Raw genomic sequence first — 16,073 nt, 5'->3', positions numbered from 1 at the left:
CTATCTAAAAGTAAACCTAGCCCCTAAAAAACCTCGAATCCCTTGATTGGGCGCATACACATAACTTGGATCAAAAGTTAACGCATTGGGATTATTAGGCGTAGGTACCACCTGTCCATTGCCATCAAACACTACACCCTCATCAAAAGGATCGAATGATCGAGCAATACTATTTGCCGGTGGAGTGAAATTGAGTAGGTTTTTTACCCCTCCATATACTTCCCATTTGTCCCCGAGAATTTTTGTAAGTTGAATATTTTGAATACTCCACCAAGGGGAATATTCTGAACGATTATCCAGATCACCCAAAAGAGGCAATCGCATAGGTCCGTACAAATTACCTGTATAATCTACCACCAGTCCTAGCTTATCAAATGAATAACCCACACTCCAAACTCCCTGAAACCGCTCAGTGAGCAATTGCCTGAATTTCTCCCCATTTTCCTCAACAGATACATCCATGAGCGTTCCTCCGGCGATGATTTTAAGTCCACTCTCCCAGGCCATGTCTACATTAAAGGAAACACCTTGAGAAACTGAAGACCCGTCCAGATTGCTATAGATGATCTTGTTTGGATCAGATTCATAGTCCGGTAAAATCTGATTAGTGAAATAGGTATAAAACACACTGGCATCCAACCCAATAAACAATCCGCTAGAAGTATAAATCTTTTTCACAAAATTGATATTTCCATTCCAGGAGGTTTCCGGGCGAAGCTCACCTTCAAACTCCACCGTTCTGGCACCTGTTAGTGCTGCATGGTCCTCAGTAAATACATTGGCCACACGGTAGCCATTACCCGCACTGACACGCAAAACATTCTTTTTATTTACTGACGACCATTTGTAATTGATCCTTGGGCTCAAAATACTACCGTGCACACTGTTGTAGTCGTAGCGTGCCCCGAGTAACAACTTATTTTGCTCACTAAGTTTGATCTCATCTTGCACGAATAATCCGGGTAGGTGGGTCACAGATGGCTCATTTTTGGGATTGCTGGCATCGGCACTAGCTGTAGCTGGTGTGTTGTCATCGTAGTAAGTATATCTATAGGCGAGACCAGTAAGCACATCATGTGCACCCAAGATTTTGTTCCAAGTCAGCTGACCAAATACGATATACTGATCGGCGATATACGAAGTACTGCCATAGACCGAGTTTTGATTATGCCCGTTGGCGCTAAATTGAAAATTGACAAACTCTTCGGTGGGTAACTGATAGATACCAAAGGTCTCCCAACGACTGGTATAAATACTCTCTCCATAGATTTCATCACCACCTCTGTATTCTTTAGTCCAATCCATCTCGCCTCCCCAGCGATCTTCGTAGACATAGCGACCTGCCAATGAAAATACACGACCGTCTTTTCGATCAATGTTAAACTTATTGAAGACAGAAATTCTATTCTGCAACGTCACATCTGTAAACCCATCCTTATTATTATCGATTGGGTTCTGATAGTTGAAGTAGTTGATTCCCAAAAGAGATGAGATTTTTTTCCCGAGATCATAGCGCACCCCCAAGTCAGTGTTTACTTCGGCCCAACTCGTGGCAAATACATCAGCAGACACCAAGGGCGCTGAAGACGGCTTTTTTGTAATAATGTTGACCAAACCTCCCACAGCCTCTGAGCCATACAAGGTCGAAGCCGGTCCCTTTACGATTTCCATTCGTTCGATAAGCGACTGTGGTATTCCTGTCAGTCCATAGACGGTAGACAATCCACTCACAATGGGCATTCCATCAATCAACACCATGGTGTAAGGCCCTTCCAATCCATTGATATGGATATCTCCGGTGTTGCAGACATTGCAGTTGAGCTGTGGACGAACACCATTAACGTTTTGCAAAGACTCAAATATTGAAGGTGTTGGATTGGCTTTGAAAAATGCTGGCGAATAGACTTCAACCGGCACTGGGCTTTCTAGCTTTGAAACTTCTTTCATAGTTCCGGAGATCACCACCTCTCCTAACGTAGCACTATTTTCTTCCAAAGTGAAATTCAGAATTGCCACTTCACCACTTTGAACAGTAATGGTTTGTTCAGTCCTATGATACCCCATAGCAACAGCTTCAACGCTATACGTACCAGCAGGAATTTTTACCATTTGGTAATTTCCACTTTCATCCGCTACTGTACCGGTCTGCGTACCCTTCAAAATTACATGAGCAAATTCAACAGGCGATTCTCCGGAGACCACCTGCCCTTTAATAATTACCATTTGCGCTTGTGCACTAAGACACACGACAACCATTATTACTGCCATTAACCACTTGCTAAAAGTGTTGTTTATCATCAGGATAATCTAAATTATTATATTATGCAAGCAAAAATAATATGTTAGACTCGTCTAACAAATTTATTTGAATGGTTTTTTATATAATTGCTGAAAGTTTAGATCGCTCATGGTATCCGCAACGGTAGAAAACTATCTCAAAGCCTTATTTAACCTAGCTAATGACAATGGAGAAGTAAACATCTCTGATTTGAGCACTACGCTAGAAGTGAGTAAACCCACTGCCAACAGCATGGTCAAAAACCTGCAACAGCATGGCTGGGTGAGGTATGAAAAATACAAACCGCTCAAACTAACCGAGGCAGGTAAAAAGGCAGCTGCCCTGATCATTCGCAAACATCGTCTGACTGAAATGTTTCTTGTAGAAAAAATGGGATTCGGATGGGAAGAGGTGCACGAAATCGCTGAACAGGTCGAGCATATTAAAGCCCCGGCACTTTTTGACAGAATGGACGAATTGATGGAGTATCCTAAGATAGATCCACACGGCTCGCCTATTCCTGACAAGGATGGCAACATCATCACTCCAGCTCACCAAAAACTAGCAGATTGCCAACCCGGTGATAAAGTGATATTAGTAGCCTTGAGCCATTCCTCTAAGGAATTTTTGGAATTCCTCGATAGTCGTAATATCTCTTTGGAAATAAAAATAAACGTGCTGTCGATTGAATCCTTTGATCAGAGTATGAAGGTAAGCTACGATGGACATCCTACCGAAATGCTAAGCCAAAAAGTATGTGAAAGACTCTTGGTAAAAAAAGTATAACGACTCACTTCAACCGTTCCAACTTCCCTTTCCTTTTTACGATATTTTTGTAATCCCACTGGATTTCTATTGACTTTTTGAGCCAACGCTTCAGATCGTTTTCGTCAATCTCACCTGCAGATTGATAAAATACAGAAGCATCTTTAAACTTGGCTCCTAATACGTTCAATCCTTCCTCTTCAAAATCTGCCCCACTCCAAAACATTAAACGTAGCCCTTTCTTTTGTTTGCTATATCCCACGATTGGATTTCCCTCTAAAAACCAAACCGGGTGCGCATGCCAGATTTTGCTTTCGGCTTCTGAGAGCTCTTGGTCAATAATTCGTGCCAATGTGGCACAAATCTTCTGATCTATTTCCTGCTGACTATTATTGTAAGCCCTTATTCCAACATCCATATTTATCAAGTCAACCAAAAAGTAGTGAAGAAAACAAAGCTTCGATATATGAATTGTGTGAATACACCTGCGAACATGATGAACAATCCACTCCAAATCGCATGATACCACTTGACTTGCGCAAAACGTTTAAAACTAACGATCGCATAAAATAAAGGAAGTACAGCCATGAATGTTGGCATCCAAAAAACCCATGGGCCAATTGACGATCCAAAATATTGATTCACGATCAGGTAATAGCCTTTGGCGGTGAATACCCCTACGACGATGCACAACAAAAAGATAGTGAAAAAATGCATGCTGAAAATCAGACTATCAAAGTAGTATTTGCGCTTTCTGATGGCCAACAAATAGACAAAAAAGGCGATCATGGGCACATTCAGTATCATGATCGTCTTGGAAACATTGTCAGAAGCTTGTCTATAGATCGGCGCATACGTTTCGAAATCCATCTCCTCCTTCGTCAATTTTTCTTCTACCATTCTAGTCGCCAGAGCCCCATGCGTAGGCTGTTTCATCTGGTCAGTCAGCGTGAGTGAATAATCTGTAAGCGGAGATATAAAAAAGTACAGGACATTCACAAAAAGAAACAACGTAACCGGTGGCATAAACTTCCTTCGTTTGCCTTCCAGAAACTCGTAAGTCATAATCCCTGGCTTGAAAACGAGATACTTATAACTCACCCAAATCCGATTGTCTACAAAGAAGAGATTATTGATAAGCTCACCTATCAGGTGTTTAAGCGAACGATCTGCATCCTTTTCTCTTTGGCCACATTGGCTACAAAAACTTCCTTCCAGAGAAGCTCTACAGTTTAGGCATGAGTTTGACATACATTTAGTTTAGATTCTTCGCTCTAAAATAATGGAATTGGTTGAATTGTGAGTGATAGGGGTTTAACGATCAGCTATCGGTTGTATGCCCACAGCTAATGAATAGCACAATCTAGTGAAATCTGTCGTAGCTCACAACGATTCCAAATGGCACAGCGTTCCGAAAATCAAAACCTCCTGCAAGCAGAAGATAGTAGTAAGCACTGAGACATATGCCCGGTCAGCGTCAGTTAGCATCTGTTAATTCTTGGTAAAGTTTTGCAGGATCTTGTCTGTTGTCCCAAACCAGCAAAAGTCTCAGATGTTCAGGTAAATTTTGATAGTAGAGGGTAACTGACTTATGAATTACCAATTTTCTGACTTCACTATCCTCGAAAGTAGGAGCAAGTTCAGGGTTCTTTCTTATCTGATCAACCCGAAAGTTCAATTGGTTCAGAAACTCCATTTTTACCTGCTCGTTCCAGAGTTCGGATATGAAAGCTGATGTTCGTCTGAGCGATTTTCTGGCAGTTAGAGACCAGATTACCTTCTTCATTACTCCTTCATATTTAAGATATCTTGAGCCGAAGTATGCTCGACACAATTTTCGATGGGTTCTGAGGCAGAAATGTTTAGGAGTTCAATGATCTCTTTTGGTAAAGTGTTGATGGAAGTTTTTCTGTAGCCCTCAATCTGATTGATCACAGTTTCGTCATCAATGTTGGTGATCCAGTTGATCAAAGATATTTTTCGTTGTTCGATCGTCATAACTTAAAGTTAATCATTTTCACCCTGAAGTCCATAGATGCTACGCCACTGTATGAATTGTGCGTTTTGGTGAAGATAATGTTTGATTTACAAAATAGCCAAATCTGCGGAGTGGTCTATTTCTTTTTTCAATTTTCAATAGGCCAATTTGCAGAATTGGCGGGGCTGATAGAAAGCAAAGAAGTACAGTCTAGCATCACTCAAGCATGATTTCATACAGAATGTTGAGCGCTATTCTTCATATAATTTGAAATCAACTGCCTCCATTCCATTTGCTAATCTCAGGTCGTTGAATTTCTTCTTCAATGCCATAGCTTCTTCTTGAGGTTTATTGTAAATGACGTTTACAAAGCCCCAAATCAATTGATCCATTAAATATTTGCGGTTTGAAAATTGTTCAAATGCCCACTCTGGCTGACAAACAAAAAGTTCGCCCATAGCGAACATTGGTGATTCATCTTCAGATCCTCTTTTGAGAAATTTATCAGCAAGGTCCCCATCTTTAAATTCGCATAAGTATTTTATTAATGAATTTAAGGATGCAACATATTGATAATCATGAAAAACGTTTGATTCGGCACTGTTCCACTCAAATTCTTTTGTAGTCCGGTCTTGAACTTTTGACATATTATTAGTTAGCAAGTCTTCTTTCGCTAATAATTCATAGAAGAAATTCATTCTATCAGCTTGTCCAAGTTTATCCAATTCTTGAATTCTACTACGATGAACGAAACCAGTAATTTGATTATATATATTATAGGGAGTGTCGCAATTACATTTTGTTATCTTAATTGCTAGCCAGTTTTCTCCTATTGAATCAACGTAGAAAAAAAGTTCATTTGTTAATAACTTATCAATGACCTCAAATCCAGAACCTTTTCCAGAACGGATATTTGTATAACCATCTGGGTCATTAATTATGCCAGCTTTCCACTCTTGGGCAAACAGCGATAATTGAAGGCTGACAAAAGCAATGATTGTAAAAATAAATTTCATGGGTTGTTAATTGCGCTCAACATTTATGTAAGTGTAACAAGTTACACTTATTTCTTATACATCGTTACCATTGATTTTTCTGATCTCCTAGAAAAAGCTGCTACTCAAGAATCATCCATTCCAGCAGGAGATCAAAACTAAGTCTAATGAAACCTATAAGGTTTTAGAAACCTTATAGATTTGAACACAATTCTCCTACTCCATCTCCACGACCAAATCGTCCTGATCTACCATTTCACCAGCCTTGATCAAAATGGTAGTGACGGTTCCGGGCTTTGGTGAAGAGATGGTCGACTCCATCTTCATCGCCTCGATAGCAAACAGAGGATCATTCTCCTCTATCTGATCACCCACTTTCACAAAGACATTCGACAGTTTACCCTGCAATGGCGCTCCGATATGGTTCGGATCGTCTTTGTCGGCTTTCTTGTGAGAAATCGCAGTAGCTTTCACATGAATATCTTTGACCTGCACCCTTCGCACCTGACCATTGAGTTCAAAACCCACCGTACACATACCTGTCTCGTCTGGCTCCAAAATGTACATCAGTTTCACCATAATCGTCTTACCTTTCCCAAGGGTGACGAGTATTTCCTCGCCCTTTTTCATCCCATAGAAAAATGCTTTAGAAGGGATCTTGTCTACATAGCCGAATTCTGCATGGTGTTGGTAATATTCATCAAATACTTTCGGGTAGAGCTTGTAAGACAAGAAATCAAGAAAGTCCGAATACTCCGTATATTTTTCCTGAAAGGCCGCAAATTCTTTATCGAAATCGATAGGCGTTAGATGCTCATTGGGTCTGCCCTTCATAGGCTTGATGTCTCTGAGAATTACCTTTTGCAGTTGCGCTGGGAAGCCACCTTCTGGTTGCCCCAGGTCTCCTCTAAAGAAGCCAATCACCGAATCCGGAAAGGACAATTTCTTGCTTTCATCCAATACATCTTCAGGCGTCAAATTGTTGGACGTCATGAAAATCGCCATGTCTCCTACCACCTTCGAACTAGGCGTTACTTTCACGATGTTGCCAAACATCTCGTTGACCACTGCATAGTTTTTCTTCACTCGTTCGAAGTCCTCTCCTACCAATCCAATAGCCGCCGCCTGAGGTTTTAAGTTGGAGTACTGACCACCAGGAATTTCGTTTTCATATACTTGAGCGGTACCTGCTTTGAGCCCCGACTCAAACGGATAATAAATCTCACGCACGTCTTCCCAATAGTTGGACTGCTTGTTGATCGCTTCCAGGTTTATATCCGGCTTGCGGTCGTGATGACCAAGCACGGAAACCAGAGAATTGAAATTTGGCTGCGAAGTAAGCCCTGACATAGATGCCAATGCACAATCTACCACATCTACCCCCTGCTCAATGGCCTTGATGTAGGTGGCGTTTTGCATCGATGACGTATCGTGGGTATGCAGGTGAATCGGTAGATCGACGGCCTTTTTCAATGCCGGAATCAGCTGTTCAGCGGCATACGGTGTAAGCAAACCGGCCATGTCTTTGATTGCCAATATATGAGCACCCTCGTCTTCGATGCGCTTAGCCATATCGACGTAATAGTCGAGATTGTATTTTTTGTTATTCGGATTTAGGATATCTCCGGTATAGCCGATACAGACTTCCGCCAACGAGTTAGTTCTTTCTTTCACTGCTTTGATGCTCACTTTCATGGCTTCAAGCCAATTGAGCGAATCGAAAATTCTGAATACATCAATGCCTTCCTCACCAGCTTTCTCCACAAACTTCTCCACCAGATTGTCTGGGTAGGCCGTATAGCCCACTGCATTTGATCCTCTCAAGAGCATTTGGAATAGGATGTTTGGAGCCGCTTGGCGTAATAGTTTTAATCGCTCCCAAGGACATTCGTGCAAAAATCGCATCGACACATCGAATGTAGCACCTCCCCACATTTCCATGGAAAAGGCCTGTGGGACATTCTTGGCATAACTTTCGGCTACTGCCAACAAATCGATTGTTCTGAATCTGGTAGCCAATAAAGACTGATGCGCATCTCTAAATGTCGTATCGGTAAACAAGATCTGCTTTTCGTCCTTCATCCATTTCACAAAACCTTCTCGACCCAATTCATTGAGTCGATCTTTTGTGCCTTTAGGATAAGGAGCATACTTATCGAACGCTGGAACTACTGGCGTCACAAATTTCTTATTGGGGTCAACGAATTTCACATCCGGATTGCCATTGACACTGACTTTGGCTAGATACTTCAATGTTTTAGTACCTCTATCCTGCGTCCTTTTGACCTTGAACAAATCAGGATGTTTGCCAATAAAATTGACGGTACAATCCCCTGCAATAAACACAGGATGAGAAATCACATTCTTCAAGAAGCCAATATTGGTCTTCACGCCTCGAATTCTAAATTCAGTCAAGGTTCTTTGCAATCTTTCACTCGCTCCGCGAAGCGTACGACCTGAAGCGCTTACTTTCACCAACATAGAATCAAAGAAAGGCGAAATACGCATGCCTGGATAAGTAGAACCTTCGTCTAGTCGAATCCCAAATCCTGCGGCATTGCGATATGCGATGATGGTGCCATAGTCCGGCTTAAAATCCTGAATCGGATCCTCCGTTGTCACCCGACATTGAATAGCAAATCCATTCACCTTGATGTCGTCCTGGCTATTGAGGAAAATACCTTTGTAAGTCAACGGATGACCTTGTGCAATCAAAATTTGCGAACGCACAATATCAACGCCTGTCACCTCCTCGGTGATGGTGTGTTCCACTTGTATCCTTGGGTTTACTTCGATGAAGAAGACCTCTCCATGTTTGTCCACCAAAAACTCTACAGTCCCTACATTGTTGTAGTTCACATGCTTCGCAATGTTGATGGCATAATCAAAAATAGCCTGACGAGTTTCTTGCTTCAGGTTCGGGCTTGGTGCTACCTCCACCACTTTTTGAAACCTTCGCTGCACCGAACAATCACGCTCGTGCAAATGCACGATGTTGCCATGATTGTCCCCCATGAGCTGCACTTCGATGTGCTTGGGCTCGTCGATAAATTTTTCTATAAAGACAGTATCGTCTCCAAAGAATTTTTCAGCCTCACTTTTAGAATCGTGAAACGCCTTTTCCAATTCTTTCTCTGATCGGATCACTCGCATACCACGACCTCCACCGCCAGATGCGGCCTTCAGCATGATCGGATATCCAATTCTTCCTGCCTCTTTTTTAGCAATAGCTACATCTACCAAGTCTTCCTTGCTGTCCTGAATGACCGGCACCTTAGCATCGATGGCCAGTTTCTTGGCTTCTACTTTGTCACCAAGTCTTGCCATAATCTCGGATCTAGGTCCCACGAAAATGATTCCCTCTTCTTCGCACCTTCTGGCAAAAGTGACATTTTCAGACAAAAAGCCATAGCCTGGATGAATCGCATCTATCTGCTGCTCTTTGGCTAATGCGATGATTTCTTCAATGTTCAAATACGGCTTTAGTGGATCATCATCCTTGCCAATTTGATAGGCTTCATCCGCTTTGTAACGATGGAGCGAGTATCGATCCTCATAGGTATACATAGCGACCGTTCTGACATTGAGCTCCGAGGCAGCTCGCAGAATACGAATAGCTATTTCTCCTCTATTGGCAACGAGGATTTTGTCAAGTTTTTTAAGGTTTTGGGGCATTACGTCAAGTGTTAAAGTTTGGGCTTATAATAACATATTTAGTAGTACAATTGCTTACTGATCTATGTACACAAATATATGGGTTAGCCGCGCAACACAAGTCAAATAGAATTAAGAATTAAAAACTAATTGCCCATGACTTTTTGAATATAACCTTACTGTTAACCACCTTCTAATTCTTCAAACAAATCTGACACTTTGATTTGCCATATTTGACTGTTTACTTCATAGAAAAAGTACTTGCCATCTGGTGAAAGTGTTGGTGTCAATTCCCATTGATCCGGTTCATTGATTGATGTCAATGGAATTGCATCCGACCAATGACCATTCTTTCTAAATGAAATATACATGTCTATGGACTGCGTAGTGAAAACATATCTATTGAAAATAATAAACTGTTCATTCGGGTCAATCACAAGGTCGTTTTCAACGTATTCAGAATTTATTTGCTGCAACAAAACAGGCATTTGATATTCACCGCCTTTTAATTCAGAAACGTAAACATCCATTCCTCCCAAACCTCCCTCGCGATCTGAATTGAAGTACAGGTTCCCACTTTTTGCAACGGACGGATAAGAATCGTATGATAAAGAGTTAACCACCCCATGAAGAACAGGACTACTCCAACCATCACCTTCTTTTATGCTAAACCAAATATTGTGTGGTGTCTCATACTCTAAAGAGTCAGGATGAGCTCTAGAGTTAAAGTATAGGGTATCCCCGGCATAACTAAGTACAGGGTGGTAGGCATCTATGGCAATATCCAATAGATTTCCTCTTGTCCACTTTTCATTTTCAAAATGATAAGCCCGGATACCCATCATTGATTTCCCACTACTAAATGATTGGTCAATGGACTCTGAGATCAGAAGATTTTTCCCATCTGATGAAAAACAAATACCATTACTAGTTTTTACTTTTCCAGAATCAAAAAGTACCGAGCCGTGAACTGAATTAGGAAGATCATAAGGTTTCTTTTTATTCGTTTGGCATGCAATCATCAAAATAATTAAAACCAAGAACCTCATCATACTGCGGCTTCATAAGCTTCCCTAAGCCAGTCAATTAATTCATCATCCACGTCACTTATCTCAGATAACAAAACTCGATGCGTGCACATTGTCCCAAAAGGGCCCGATGCCTGTAACCTCGCATCAACAGGCTTTCCTTTGAGTTTTAAACCCAAATCTATTCGAGTTTTTGTAGCTGGTTTGACAAGTGCAAACTGCTTCTTTCGAATCATACTCACACTATCTTTTTTCGGTGTTTTAGTAACGTCCGCCCCAAACTTCTCTATTTCGTCAACCAGCTTTTCATAAATCGGCTTCAGCGCTTCTTTATTTTTATATTGAGCATAAAGCAGATCCTGATCATCTATAGACGCTGCATCGGACTTTCTAGCCTTTAGGGCTACAAAATTTGCATAACCGTGCGTAAACCCATGTTCCTTTTTTAAAAAGTCAATAATCATTTTATGCTTATCAATTTTAGCAATTTTCACAACTTCAACCCATTGCTTCAATGATTTTCCGGTCTTTTCTAGTAGTCCTTTTTCCATAATGATAATTTTACCAAGCCCCCAAAATAAGTCCCATAAGTGTAAGAGACACCACGCAATAGCCCGCATTGATAAGGTAGACCTTCAATGATTGCATTTCAAATAAATAAAGAATACCAAGCATAGTTGCTACCCACCCAAAACCCGCTAAAAAGCCAGCCATTGCACCAAAAGCCAGTGTTGCTTCGCTACCAATGAACATCTCTAATGTTATTGCAGCTATAAAAGCCAATAACAAGGAAAGTCCAAATGTCTTAGGAATACTTCTTGACTTCAAATCCTCCTCTGAATAATTAAAAGCTTCCATCCATGCTTTCCCAAAAAGAGGCCCATACCAGATCCCACCCACTAGGAATGATGATATCGCTGCCACAATTACTGAGCCCCATCCTATGGCTCCAAAAGTTGTTGATAAATCCATGTTTTTTCTTTTTTCAACAATTTTAAGCAAGCCTTAGAAAAGAGTATTGTAAAAAATTAACCTCTCTTATCTAATGGAAAAAAATTAGGATCACTGGTTTGATTATACTCTTGCTCAATGTATTCTTTCGGATTAAATCCAGAAAAATGTTTGAATTCTTTGATGAAATGTGACTGGTCAGAATAGCCACATTGGTAAGCTACTTGAGACCATGGCACACTTTTCTTTTCTTGTATCTGCTGCAACAACTCATTGAACCTGAGGATACGCTGAAAATACTTCGGAGTCAGTCCTAGGTATTTTTTACACTGATCTATTAGGTGTTTTTGTGTATTCGGATAATCGGCTATGGCTTCAGCATAATCTGTAACAGACTCCTGTTGCAATTTTTTAGAAACGACATATAAATCATTAGTTGGTACCTTTTGACTATCAAACCGCTCAGTAAGCCAAGTTTCTGCTATTGCGAATTTATCTTGAGAAGTTTTTGCTAGATATAGTTTTTCGCGAATATCCAATATCTCTGGTCCTAAAACCTTTTCGGCTTGCACTACTTTCTCATTCAATTCCTCCAATGGAAAATGAAAAAATGGATAGGCTCCAAAAGGCTTAAACTGAATCACAAACATTTCAGATTGCTGATGGGCGGATATTGAAATATAGTTTCTATGCATGCCTGAAATCCAGACTTTTGTAAAGCTGTCTTGTTCTTTCAAGGTTTCATTGTCATAAGTATGGCGAACAAAACCATCCAGCTCAAATATGATAAAAATGTGCCCTGTGGGTACCACTCTCTGAATGGAATGGTCGGGTACAAATTGGCTAATGTGAAAAATTGATTGGATAAATGGACTTAAATGACCACTTGTGTTATGAGGTACAAATTGCATAAATGGAAGTTTAGATTATACCAATGAAAGATACCTTAACTTCCAAAATCCTGCAAATTGAATCGAGTCACTTATCAGAGGTAAACAACATCTTCCATCGAGCGAGTCAAATCAGCTCATTATCCTTAGCAAACTGAACCACTTGCATGCTATTCTTAAGGTCGAGCTTACGCATCACATTTCTTCGATGGGTTTGCACGGTCAACTCTGAGATGAATAACTGATCAGCAATCTCTTGACTGGTGAGTCCCTCTGCTACCAATTTAATCACATCCAACTCTCTCGCACTCAGCTTGTATTGTTTGATTTCCTCTTCTGATGAGTTGAAATTCTTTAACCTGTCGTAATATTGGCTACCATTCATTACTCGGAAGATTGCGGTAGTCAATTCTTTACCTGTGTTGTTTTTGAGTAAGCATCCATCGATACCAATTTTTACAATTTCGTCTACGAAGGATCTTTGTGCATACATGGTTAGTATGATAATCTTAATATTAGGATATTCCTTTTTCAATTTGCGAGCGCAGGTGATACCGTCCATCACGGGCATATTGATATCCAGAACTACTACATCTACCTCATGTTTGGCTACAAAAATCATGACTTCTTCGCCATTGAGAACCGTGCCTACTACTTCTAGTTCCTCTTCGGCACTCAATACCACCTGAAGTCCCTCCATAACAATCGAATGATCATCGGCAATTAAAACTTTTATCGTATTCATAGTGGTAGTTCAATTATTGTGGTGGCCCCTTTGCCCTTATTGCTTTCTATGGTCAAGTGTCCGTCCATCCGATCTACTCTAGACCTTAGATTTTTTAACCCAAGCCCTTTTTCCTCTTGATTGGCATCAAATCCGACCCCATCGTCTTCAAATATAAGCGTGAGGTGATCTGCGGTAAGGGATAAATCAATGTTGATGTTGTTGGCCTTAGCATGCTTTAGTGTGTTATTCACTAACTCCTGAATAATTCGATAGACCTGTACATTTGTTTGGCTGTCCATCTCTTCACCCAAATCGATATGGCTGGTCACCTGTATGGTGTGTGCCTCATTCAGGGCATCTATCAATTCATTAATGGCGGCAGTCAATCCAAAATGCTTCAGCAAACCTGAGTGCAAACTATGAGAAATTTTTCGTGTGGCCTCTGTAGCTTGAGCAGCAATTTCACTAATCTTTGCTGCCAGATTTTTCATCGATTCCGGGTCAGTTTTTTTGGGTAACGTATCGGACAGCATATTCAGGGTAACTAGCATACTACCCAAATTATCATGCAACTCTTCAGCCACTTGTTTATAGGCTCGGTCTTGCCCTTCAAGAATATTATAGGCCGATTTTAATTCCTGTTTTTTGAGTAAGTCTTCGATCTCCTGATACTCTTGCTTGCGCTTGATGAGTTTGCGTTGATAGAGATATATGAAAAGTACAATAGCAGTAGTGAGTAGAAGCATTCCGCTAGTACCAAGTACCAGTATCATTTCGGTATTTAGCGAGTTTGTTTGATCCACGAAAGTATAACTCTATAGTAGCACTACATTCAAATTTACAAAATACAATTTAACCCTTTCAAAGATGAAAGACACTCGTCAGTATATAAATACCTAAAAATGAGTATTAACCCCAAACTAACCCTAACAGGGTTTGAAACCCTGTTAGGGTTGAATGTTTTAGCAATCAAAATCTTGAAAATCATGACCAGACAACTTACTATCAATCTGAAGTTCTTGGTGAAATTTCTTATACAATTTTACTCCTCCAAACCATTCGAGTACCTTATCTCTTTGAAGTCTTGTGGACTTATGACTCAAATGACTCATATATGAAGAATATCGATAAATCTTAAAATCATCGACCAGTCTATGACGTTCTGGGTTAGCATGAATATAATAAATCAAACGGGTGAAATAAGAATTATCCGCTACTGCAACTCTCCTAAATGGCAATTCAAACAACTTGCCAGTTCTTTTCTCTTGCTTGTTGATAGCCTGTGAATACCCATTAAAAAAATGTGCAAACTGCAAGCTTAGCACCTGATTCGCCTTTTTTTCTTTGAATTTAGGTTGAATTAATTTGAATTCGTCTATCTCACTTTCACTATTAGTCTGTATTAAAAAATGAAAATGATTCTTGAGCAAACAAAAGGCAAATGTATCCGCTACAGGCGAAATATATAAGTTGAATTTCCGAAGAAAATAAGCATAATTTTCAGGTTTTTTGAAAATTACTTCACCATTGATCCCACGATTATAGATATGATAGTATGTACTAGGTTGAAGTTGGTCGGTATTTTTCATAAAATTGAATTAATTAACCCTAACAGGGTTTGAAACCCTGTTAGGGTTATACTGACAGAACTTGCTTCACTCGACCCACCTCCCCGGTTTCTAATTGCACTTTGATGCCGTGGGGATGATTGGGGGATTTTGTAAGAAGACGCTTGACAATACCGTTGGTCAGCTCACCAGATCGCTGATGATGTTTCTGTACAATTTCCACTTCTGCACCTACGTGGATGTTTTTTCTTATGGTTCCGTCGGACATGGTTTACAAATTTGAATTTTCCTTTTTATTTTTCTCTTGAAAATAGTTTTGAATTTGATGAATCATTCCTTTCGAATAATTAGTAGCCCCCTTTTTATTGAAGTGATTTTTGTCGGCCATATAGTCTTCTGAACTACATGATTGTATAAATCGATCAGAAAATCTTAATTTCATTCGTTCTGGTAAAATGGCAAACAAGTCGGTTGCAATACGCACTTCAGTTTCTTTCAAATAAGTCAGAGGTAAAAAGAAAACAATTTCTCCATCAGAGAATGAAGCCAATTCATCCAAATCATTAATCATCTCAATATAGAGTTTGTAGTTGCTAAAACAGGAATCCTCCACATCTGAAGACCTCAAAAATCGAATAAGTTTATCTCTGGACTGTAAATTAGTCGGACGATAACCTATCCATTGATTATCTTTTTCAATACTTTGCTTATATCTAAATATTCTCTTCACATCATTCTTTAGTGAAATCTGTGAAAACATTCTTGTATTAAGAACATCCAACACTAGCATTAGTTGCGTTGACAATCCCAAATTCTCTGTCAGTTGAAACACTTTTGACAGTACATTAAATTTTTCCACTTCTCCAAATTTGAATACTCCCGAAGGAATGTCATGCTTGAGTGGAGAAAGTTCAATGAAAATCACCTTCTTTCCTGGCAACCTCAATATATGATCTGCTACTACGCAATTTCCCAAAAACGTCGATCCAGATATTCCCAAATTATTAATCGAATAGTTTTTCAACTCAGACTCAAGTAAATGAGGATCTATGGCCCTCTGAACCCGACTAGAACCTATGAAAAATAGAGAGGTATTATCAACATCAATTAAAGCTTTGGTTGAAAATTCAGTTTTACTTTCAACAACTTGTTGATCAAGTTTGATATTTTTCAATGCTACATAAAACGCAAGCATGGTCAAAAGAAATATTCCTAGTTTGAGAAGACTACTTTTCATCT

General features: G+C 40.0%; 17 protein-coding genes. 1 reads left to right on the top strand and 16 read right to left on the bottom strand.

Translation table 11 applies throughout. The features are described 5' to 3' along the window. Nucleotides 1-2,268, bottom strand: coding sequence for a TonB-dependent receptor (locus tag R8N23_RS07510; protein ID WP_318170964.1), 2,268 nt, complete (start codon nt 2,266-2,268; stop codon nt 1-3). A gap of 139 nt (nt 2,269-2,407) precedes the next feature. On the opposite strand from R8N23_RS07510, the gene R8N23_RS07505 reads away from it, so the two are divergent. Further along, entirely contained in the window at nt 2,408-3,064 is a 657-nt protein-coding gene (locus tag R8N23_RS07505) for a metal-dependent transcriptional regulator (RefSeq protein ID WP_318170963.1), read from the top strand. 4 nt (nt 3,065-3,068) lie between these two features. Here the strand turns inward: R8N23_RS07505 and R8N23_RS07500 are convergent, their stop codons facing one another. From R8N23_RS07500 to R8N23_RS07430, 15 genes are all read right to left on the bottom strand, one after another. After that, the gene (locus tag R8N23_RS07500) at nt 3,069-3,461 is read right to left on the bottom strand and encodes a DUF1801 domain-containing protein (protein WP_318170962.1); all 393 of its coding nucleotides are present in this window, start codon (nt 3,459-3,461) and stop codon (nt 3,069-3,071) included. Between the two features lie 5 nt (nt 3,462-3,466). Next, entirely contained in the window at nt 3,467-4,294 is an 828-nt protein-coding gene (locus tag R8N23_RS07495) for a DUF3667 domain-containing protein (RefSeq protein WP_318170961.1), read from the bottom strand. A gap of 226 nt (nt 4,295-4,520) precedes the next feature. Further along, nucleotides 4,521-4,829 (bottom strand): type II toxin-antitoxin system RelE/ParE family toxin, encoded by a 309-nt coding sequence (locus R8N23_RS07490; protein ID WP_318170960.1) that lies wholly within the window; start codon nt 4,827-4,829, stop codon nt 4,521-4,523. Further along, entirely contained in the window at nt 4,829-5,041 is a 213-nt protein-coding gene (locus R8N23_RS07485) for a hypothetical protein (RefSeq protein ID WP_318170959.1), read from the bottom strand. Before R8N23_RS07485 ends, R8N23_RS07490 begins: the two co-directional genes overlap by 1 nt. 231 nt (nt 5,042-5,272) lie before the next feature. Beyond that, a complete protein-coding gene (locus tag R8N23_RS07480; RefSeq protein WP_318170958.1) occupies nt 5,273-6,037 on the bottom strand; it encodes a hypothetical protein in 765 nt (254 codons plus the stop codon). 195 nt (nt 6,038-6,232) lie between these two features. Continuing rightward, a complete protein-coding gene (locus R8N23_RS07475; RefSeq protein WP_318170957.1) occupies nt 6,233-9,691 on the bottom strand; it encodes a pyruvate carboxylase in 3,459 nt (1,152 codons plus the stop codon). A 161-nt stretch (nt 9,692-9,852) separates the two neighbouring features. Then, a complete protein-coding gene (locus R8N23_RS07470; protein WP_318170956.1) occupies nt 9,853-10,692 on the bottom strand; it encodes a hypothetical protein in 840 nt (279 codons plus the stop codon). Nucleotides 10,693-10,718: 26 nt separating this feature from the next. Further along, nucleotides 10,719-11,249: a DUF5655 domain-containing protein gene (locus R8N23_RS07465; protein ID WP_318170955.1), complete on the bottom strand. Its 531-nt coding sequence runs from the start codon at nt 11,247-11,249 to the stop codon at nt 10,719-10,721. Between the two features lie 10 nt (nt 11,250-11,259). Beyond that, complete coding sequence (locus R8N23_RS07460) at nt 11,260-11,670, bottom strand: DUF1761 domain-containing protein (protein WP_318170954.1); 411 nt, start codon at nt 11,668-11,670, stop codon at nt 11,260-11,262. A 56-nt stretch (nt 11,671-11,726) separates the two neighbouring features. Further along, a complete protein-coding gene (locus R8N23_RS07455; protein ID WP_318170953.1) occupies nt 11,727-12,560 on the bottom strand; it encodes a helix-turn-helix domain-containing protein in 834 nt (277 codons plus the stop codon). Between the two features lie 106 nt (nt 12,561-12,666). Next, nucleotides 12,667-13,284 (bottom strand): response regulator transcription factor, encoded by a 618-nt coding sequence (locus R8N23_RS07450; protein ID WP_318170952.1) that lies wholly within the window; start codon nt 13,282-13,284, stop codon nt 12,667-12,669. After that, entirely contained in the window at nt 13,281-14,039 is a 759-nt protein-coding gene (locus tag R8N23_RS07445) for a sensor histidine kinase (RefSeq protein WP_318170951.1), read from the bottom strand. The genes R8N23_RS07450 and R8N23_RS07445 overlap by 4 nt, the downstream gene beginning before the upstream one ends. A 189-nt stretch (nt 14,040-14,228) precedes the next feature. Next, nucleotides 14,229-14,855, bottom strand: a complete 627-nt coding sequence (locus tag R8N23_RS07440) for a hypothetical protein (protein WP_318170950.1) — start codon at nt 14,853-14,855, stop codon at nt 14,229-14,231. A 46-nt stretch (nt 14,856-14,901) separates the two neighbouring features. Next, complete coding sequence (locus R8N23_RS07435) at nt 14,902-15,102, bottom strand: YwbE family protein (protein ID WP_318170949.1); 201 nt, start codon at nt 15,100-15,102, stop codon at nt 14,902-14,904. A gap of 3 nt (nt 15,103-15,105) precedes the next feature. Then, nucleotides 15,106-16,071 (bottom strand): hypothetical protein, encoded by a 966-nt coding sequence (locus tag R8N23_RS07430; protein ID WP_318170948.1) that lies wholly within the window; start codon nt 16,069-16,071, stop codon nt 15,106-15,108. Nucleotides 16,072-16,073: the final 2 nt, after the last annotated feature.

Origin of the sequence: Reichenbachiella sp., from assembly GCF_033344935.1 — a bacterium.
GTDB lineage: Bacteria > Bacteroidota > Bacteroidia > Cytophagales > Cyclobacteriaceae > Reichenbachiella.
Note: the sequence above shows the minus strand (reverse complement) of the source record. Positions and strands in the feature narration are given on the sequence as shown.

Excerpts from the sequence above, each read along its gene's own strand:
- R8N23_RS07510 (WP_318170964.1), bottom strand. The coding sequence starts at position 2,268 with ATGGCAGTAATAATGGTTGTCGTGTGTCTTAGTGCACAAGCGCAAATG.
- R8N23_RS07505 (WP_318170963.1), top strand. The coding sequence starts at position 2,408 with ATGGTATCCGCAACGGTAGAAAACTATCTCAAAGCCTTATTTAACCTA.
- R8N23_RS07500 (WP_318170962.1), bottom strand. The coding sequence starts at position 3,461 with ATGGATGTTGGAATAAGGGCTTACAATAATAGTCAGCAGGAAATAGAT.
- R8N23_RS07495 (WP_318170961.1), bottom strand. The coding sequence starts at position 4,294 with ATGTCAAACTCATGCCTAAACTGTAGAGCTTCTCTGGAAGGAAGTTTT.
- R8N23_RS07490 (WP_318170960.1), bottom strand. The coding sequence starts at position 4,829 with ATGAAGAAGGTAATCTGGTCTCTAACTGCCAGAAAATCGCTCAGACGA.
- R8N23_RS07485 (WP_318170959.1), bottom strand. The coding sequence starts at position 5,041 with ATGACGATCGAACAACGAAAAATATCTTTGATCAACTGGATCACCAAC.
- R8N23_RS07480 (WP_318170958.1), bottom strand. The coding sequence starts at position 6,037 with ATGAAATTTATTTTTACAATCATTGCTTTTGTCAGCCTTCAATTATCG.
- R8N23_RS07475 (WP_318170957.1), bottom strand. The coding sequence starts at position 9,691 with ATGCCCCAAAACCTTAAAAAACTTGACAAAATCCTCGTTGCCAATAGA.
- R8N23_RS07470 (WP_318170956.1), bottom strand. The coding sequence starts at position 10,692 with ATGATTGCATGCCAAACGAATAAAAAGAAACCTTATGATCTTCCTAAT.
- R8N23_RS07465 (WP_318170955.1), bottom strand. The coding sequence starts at position 11,249 with ATGGAAAAAGGACTACTAGAAAAGACCGGAAAATCATTGAAGCAATGG.
- R8N23_RS07460 (WP_318170954.1), bottom strand. The coding sequence starts at position 11,670 with ATGGATTTATCAACAACTTTTGGAGCCATAGGATGGGGCTCAGTAATT.
- R8N23_RS07455 (WP_318170953.1), bottom strand. The coding sequence starts at position 12,560 with ATGCAATTTGTACCTCATAACACAAGTGGTCATTTAAGTCCATTTATC.
- R8N23_RS07450 (WP_318170952.1), bottom strand. The coding sequence starts at position 13,284 with ATGAATACGATAAAAGTTTTAATTGCCGATGATCATTCGATTGTTATG.
- R8N23_RS07445 (WP_318170951.1), bottom strand. The coding sequence starts at position 14,039 with ATGATACTGGTACTTGGTACTAGCGGAATGCTTCTACTCACTACTGCT.
- R8N23_RS07440 (WP_318170950.1), bottom strand. The coding sequence starts at position 14,855 with ATGAAAAATACCGACCAACTTCAACCTAGTACATACTATCATATCTAT.
- R8N23_RS07435 (WP_318170949.1), bottom strand. The coding sequence starts at position 15,102 with ATGTCCGACGGAACCATAAGAAAAAACATCCACGTAGGTGCAGAAGTG.
- R8N23_RS07430 (WP_318170948.1), bottom strand. The coding sequence starts at position 16,071 with ATGAAAAGTAGTCTTCTCAAACTAGGAATATTTCTTTTGACCATGCTT.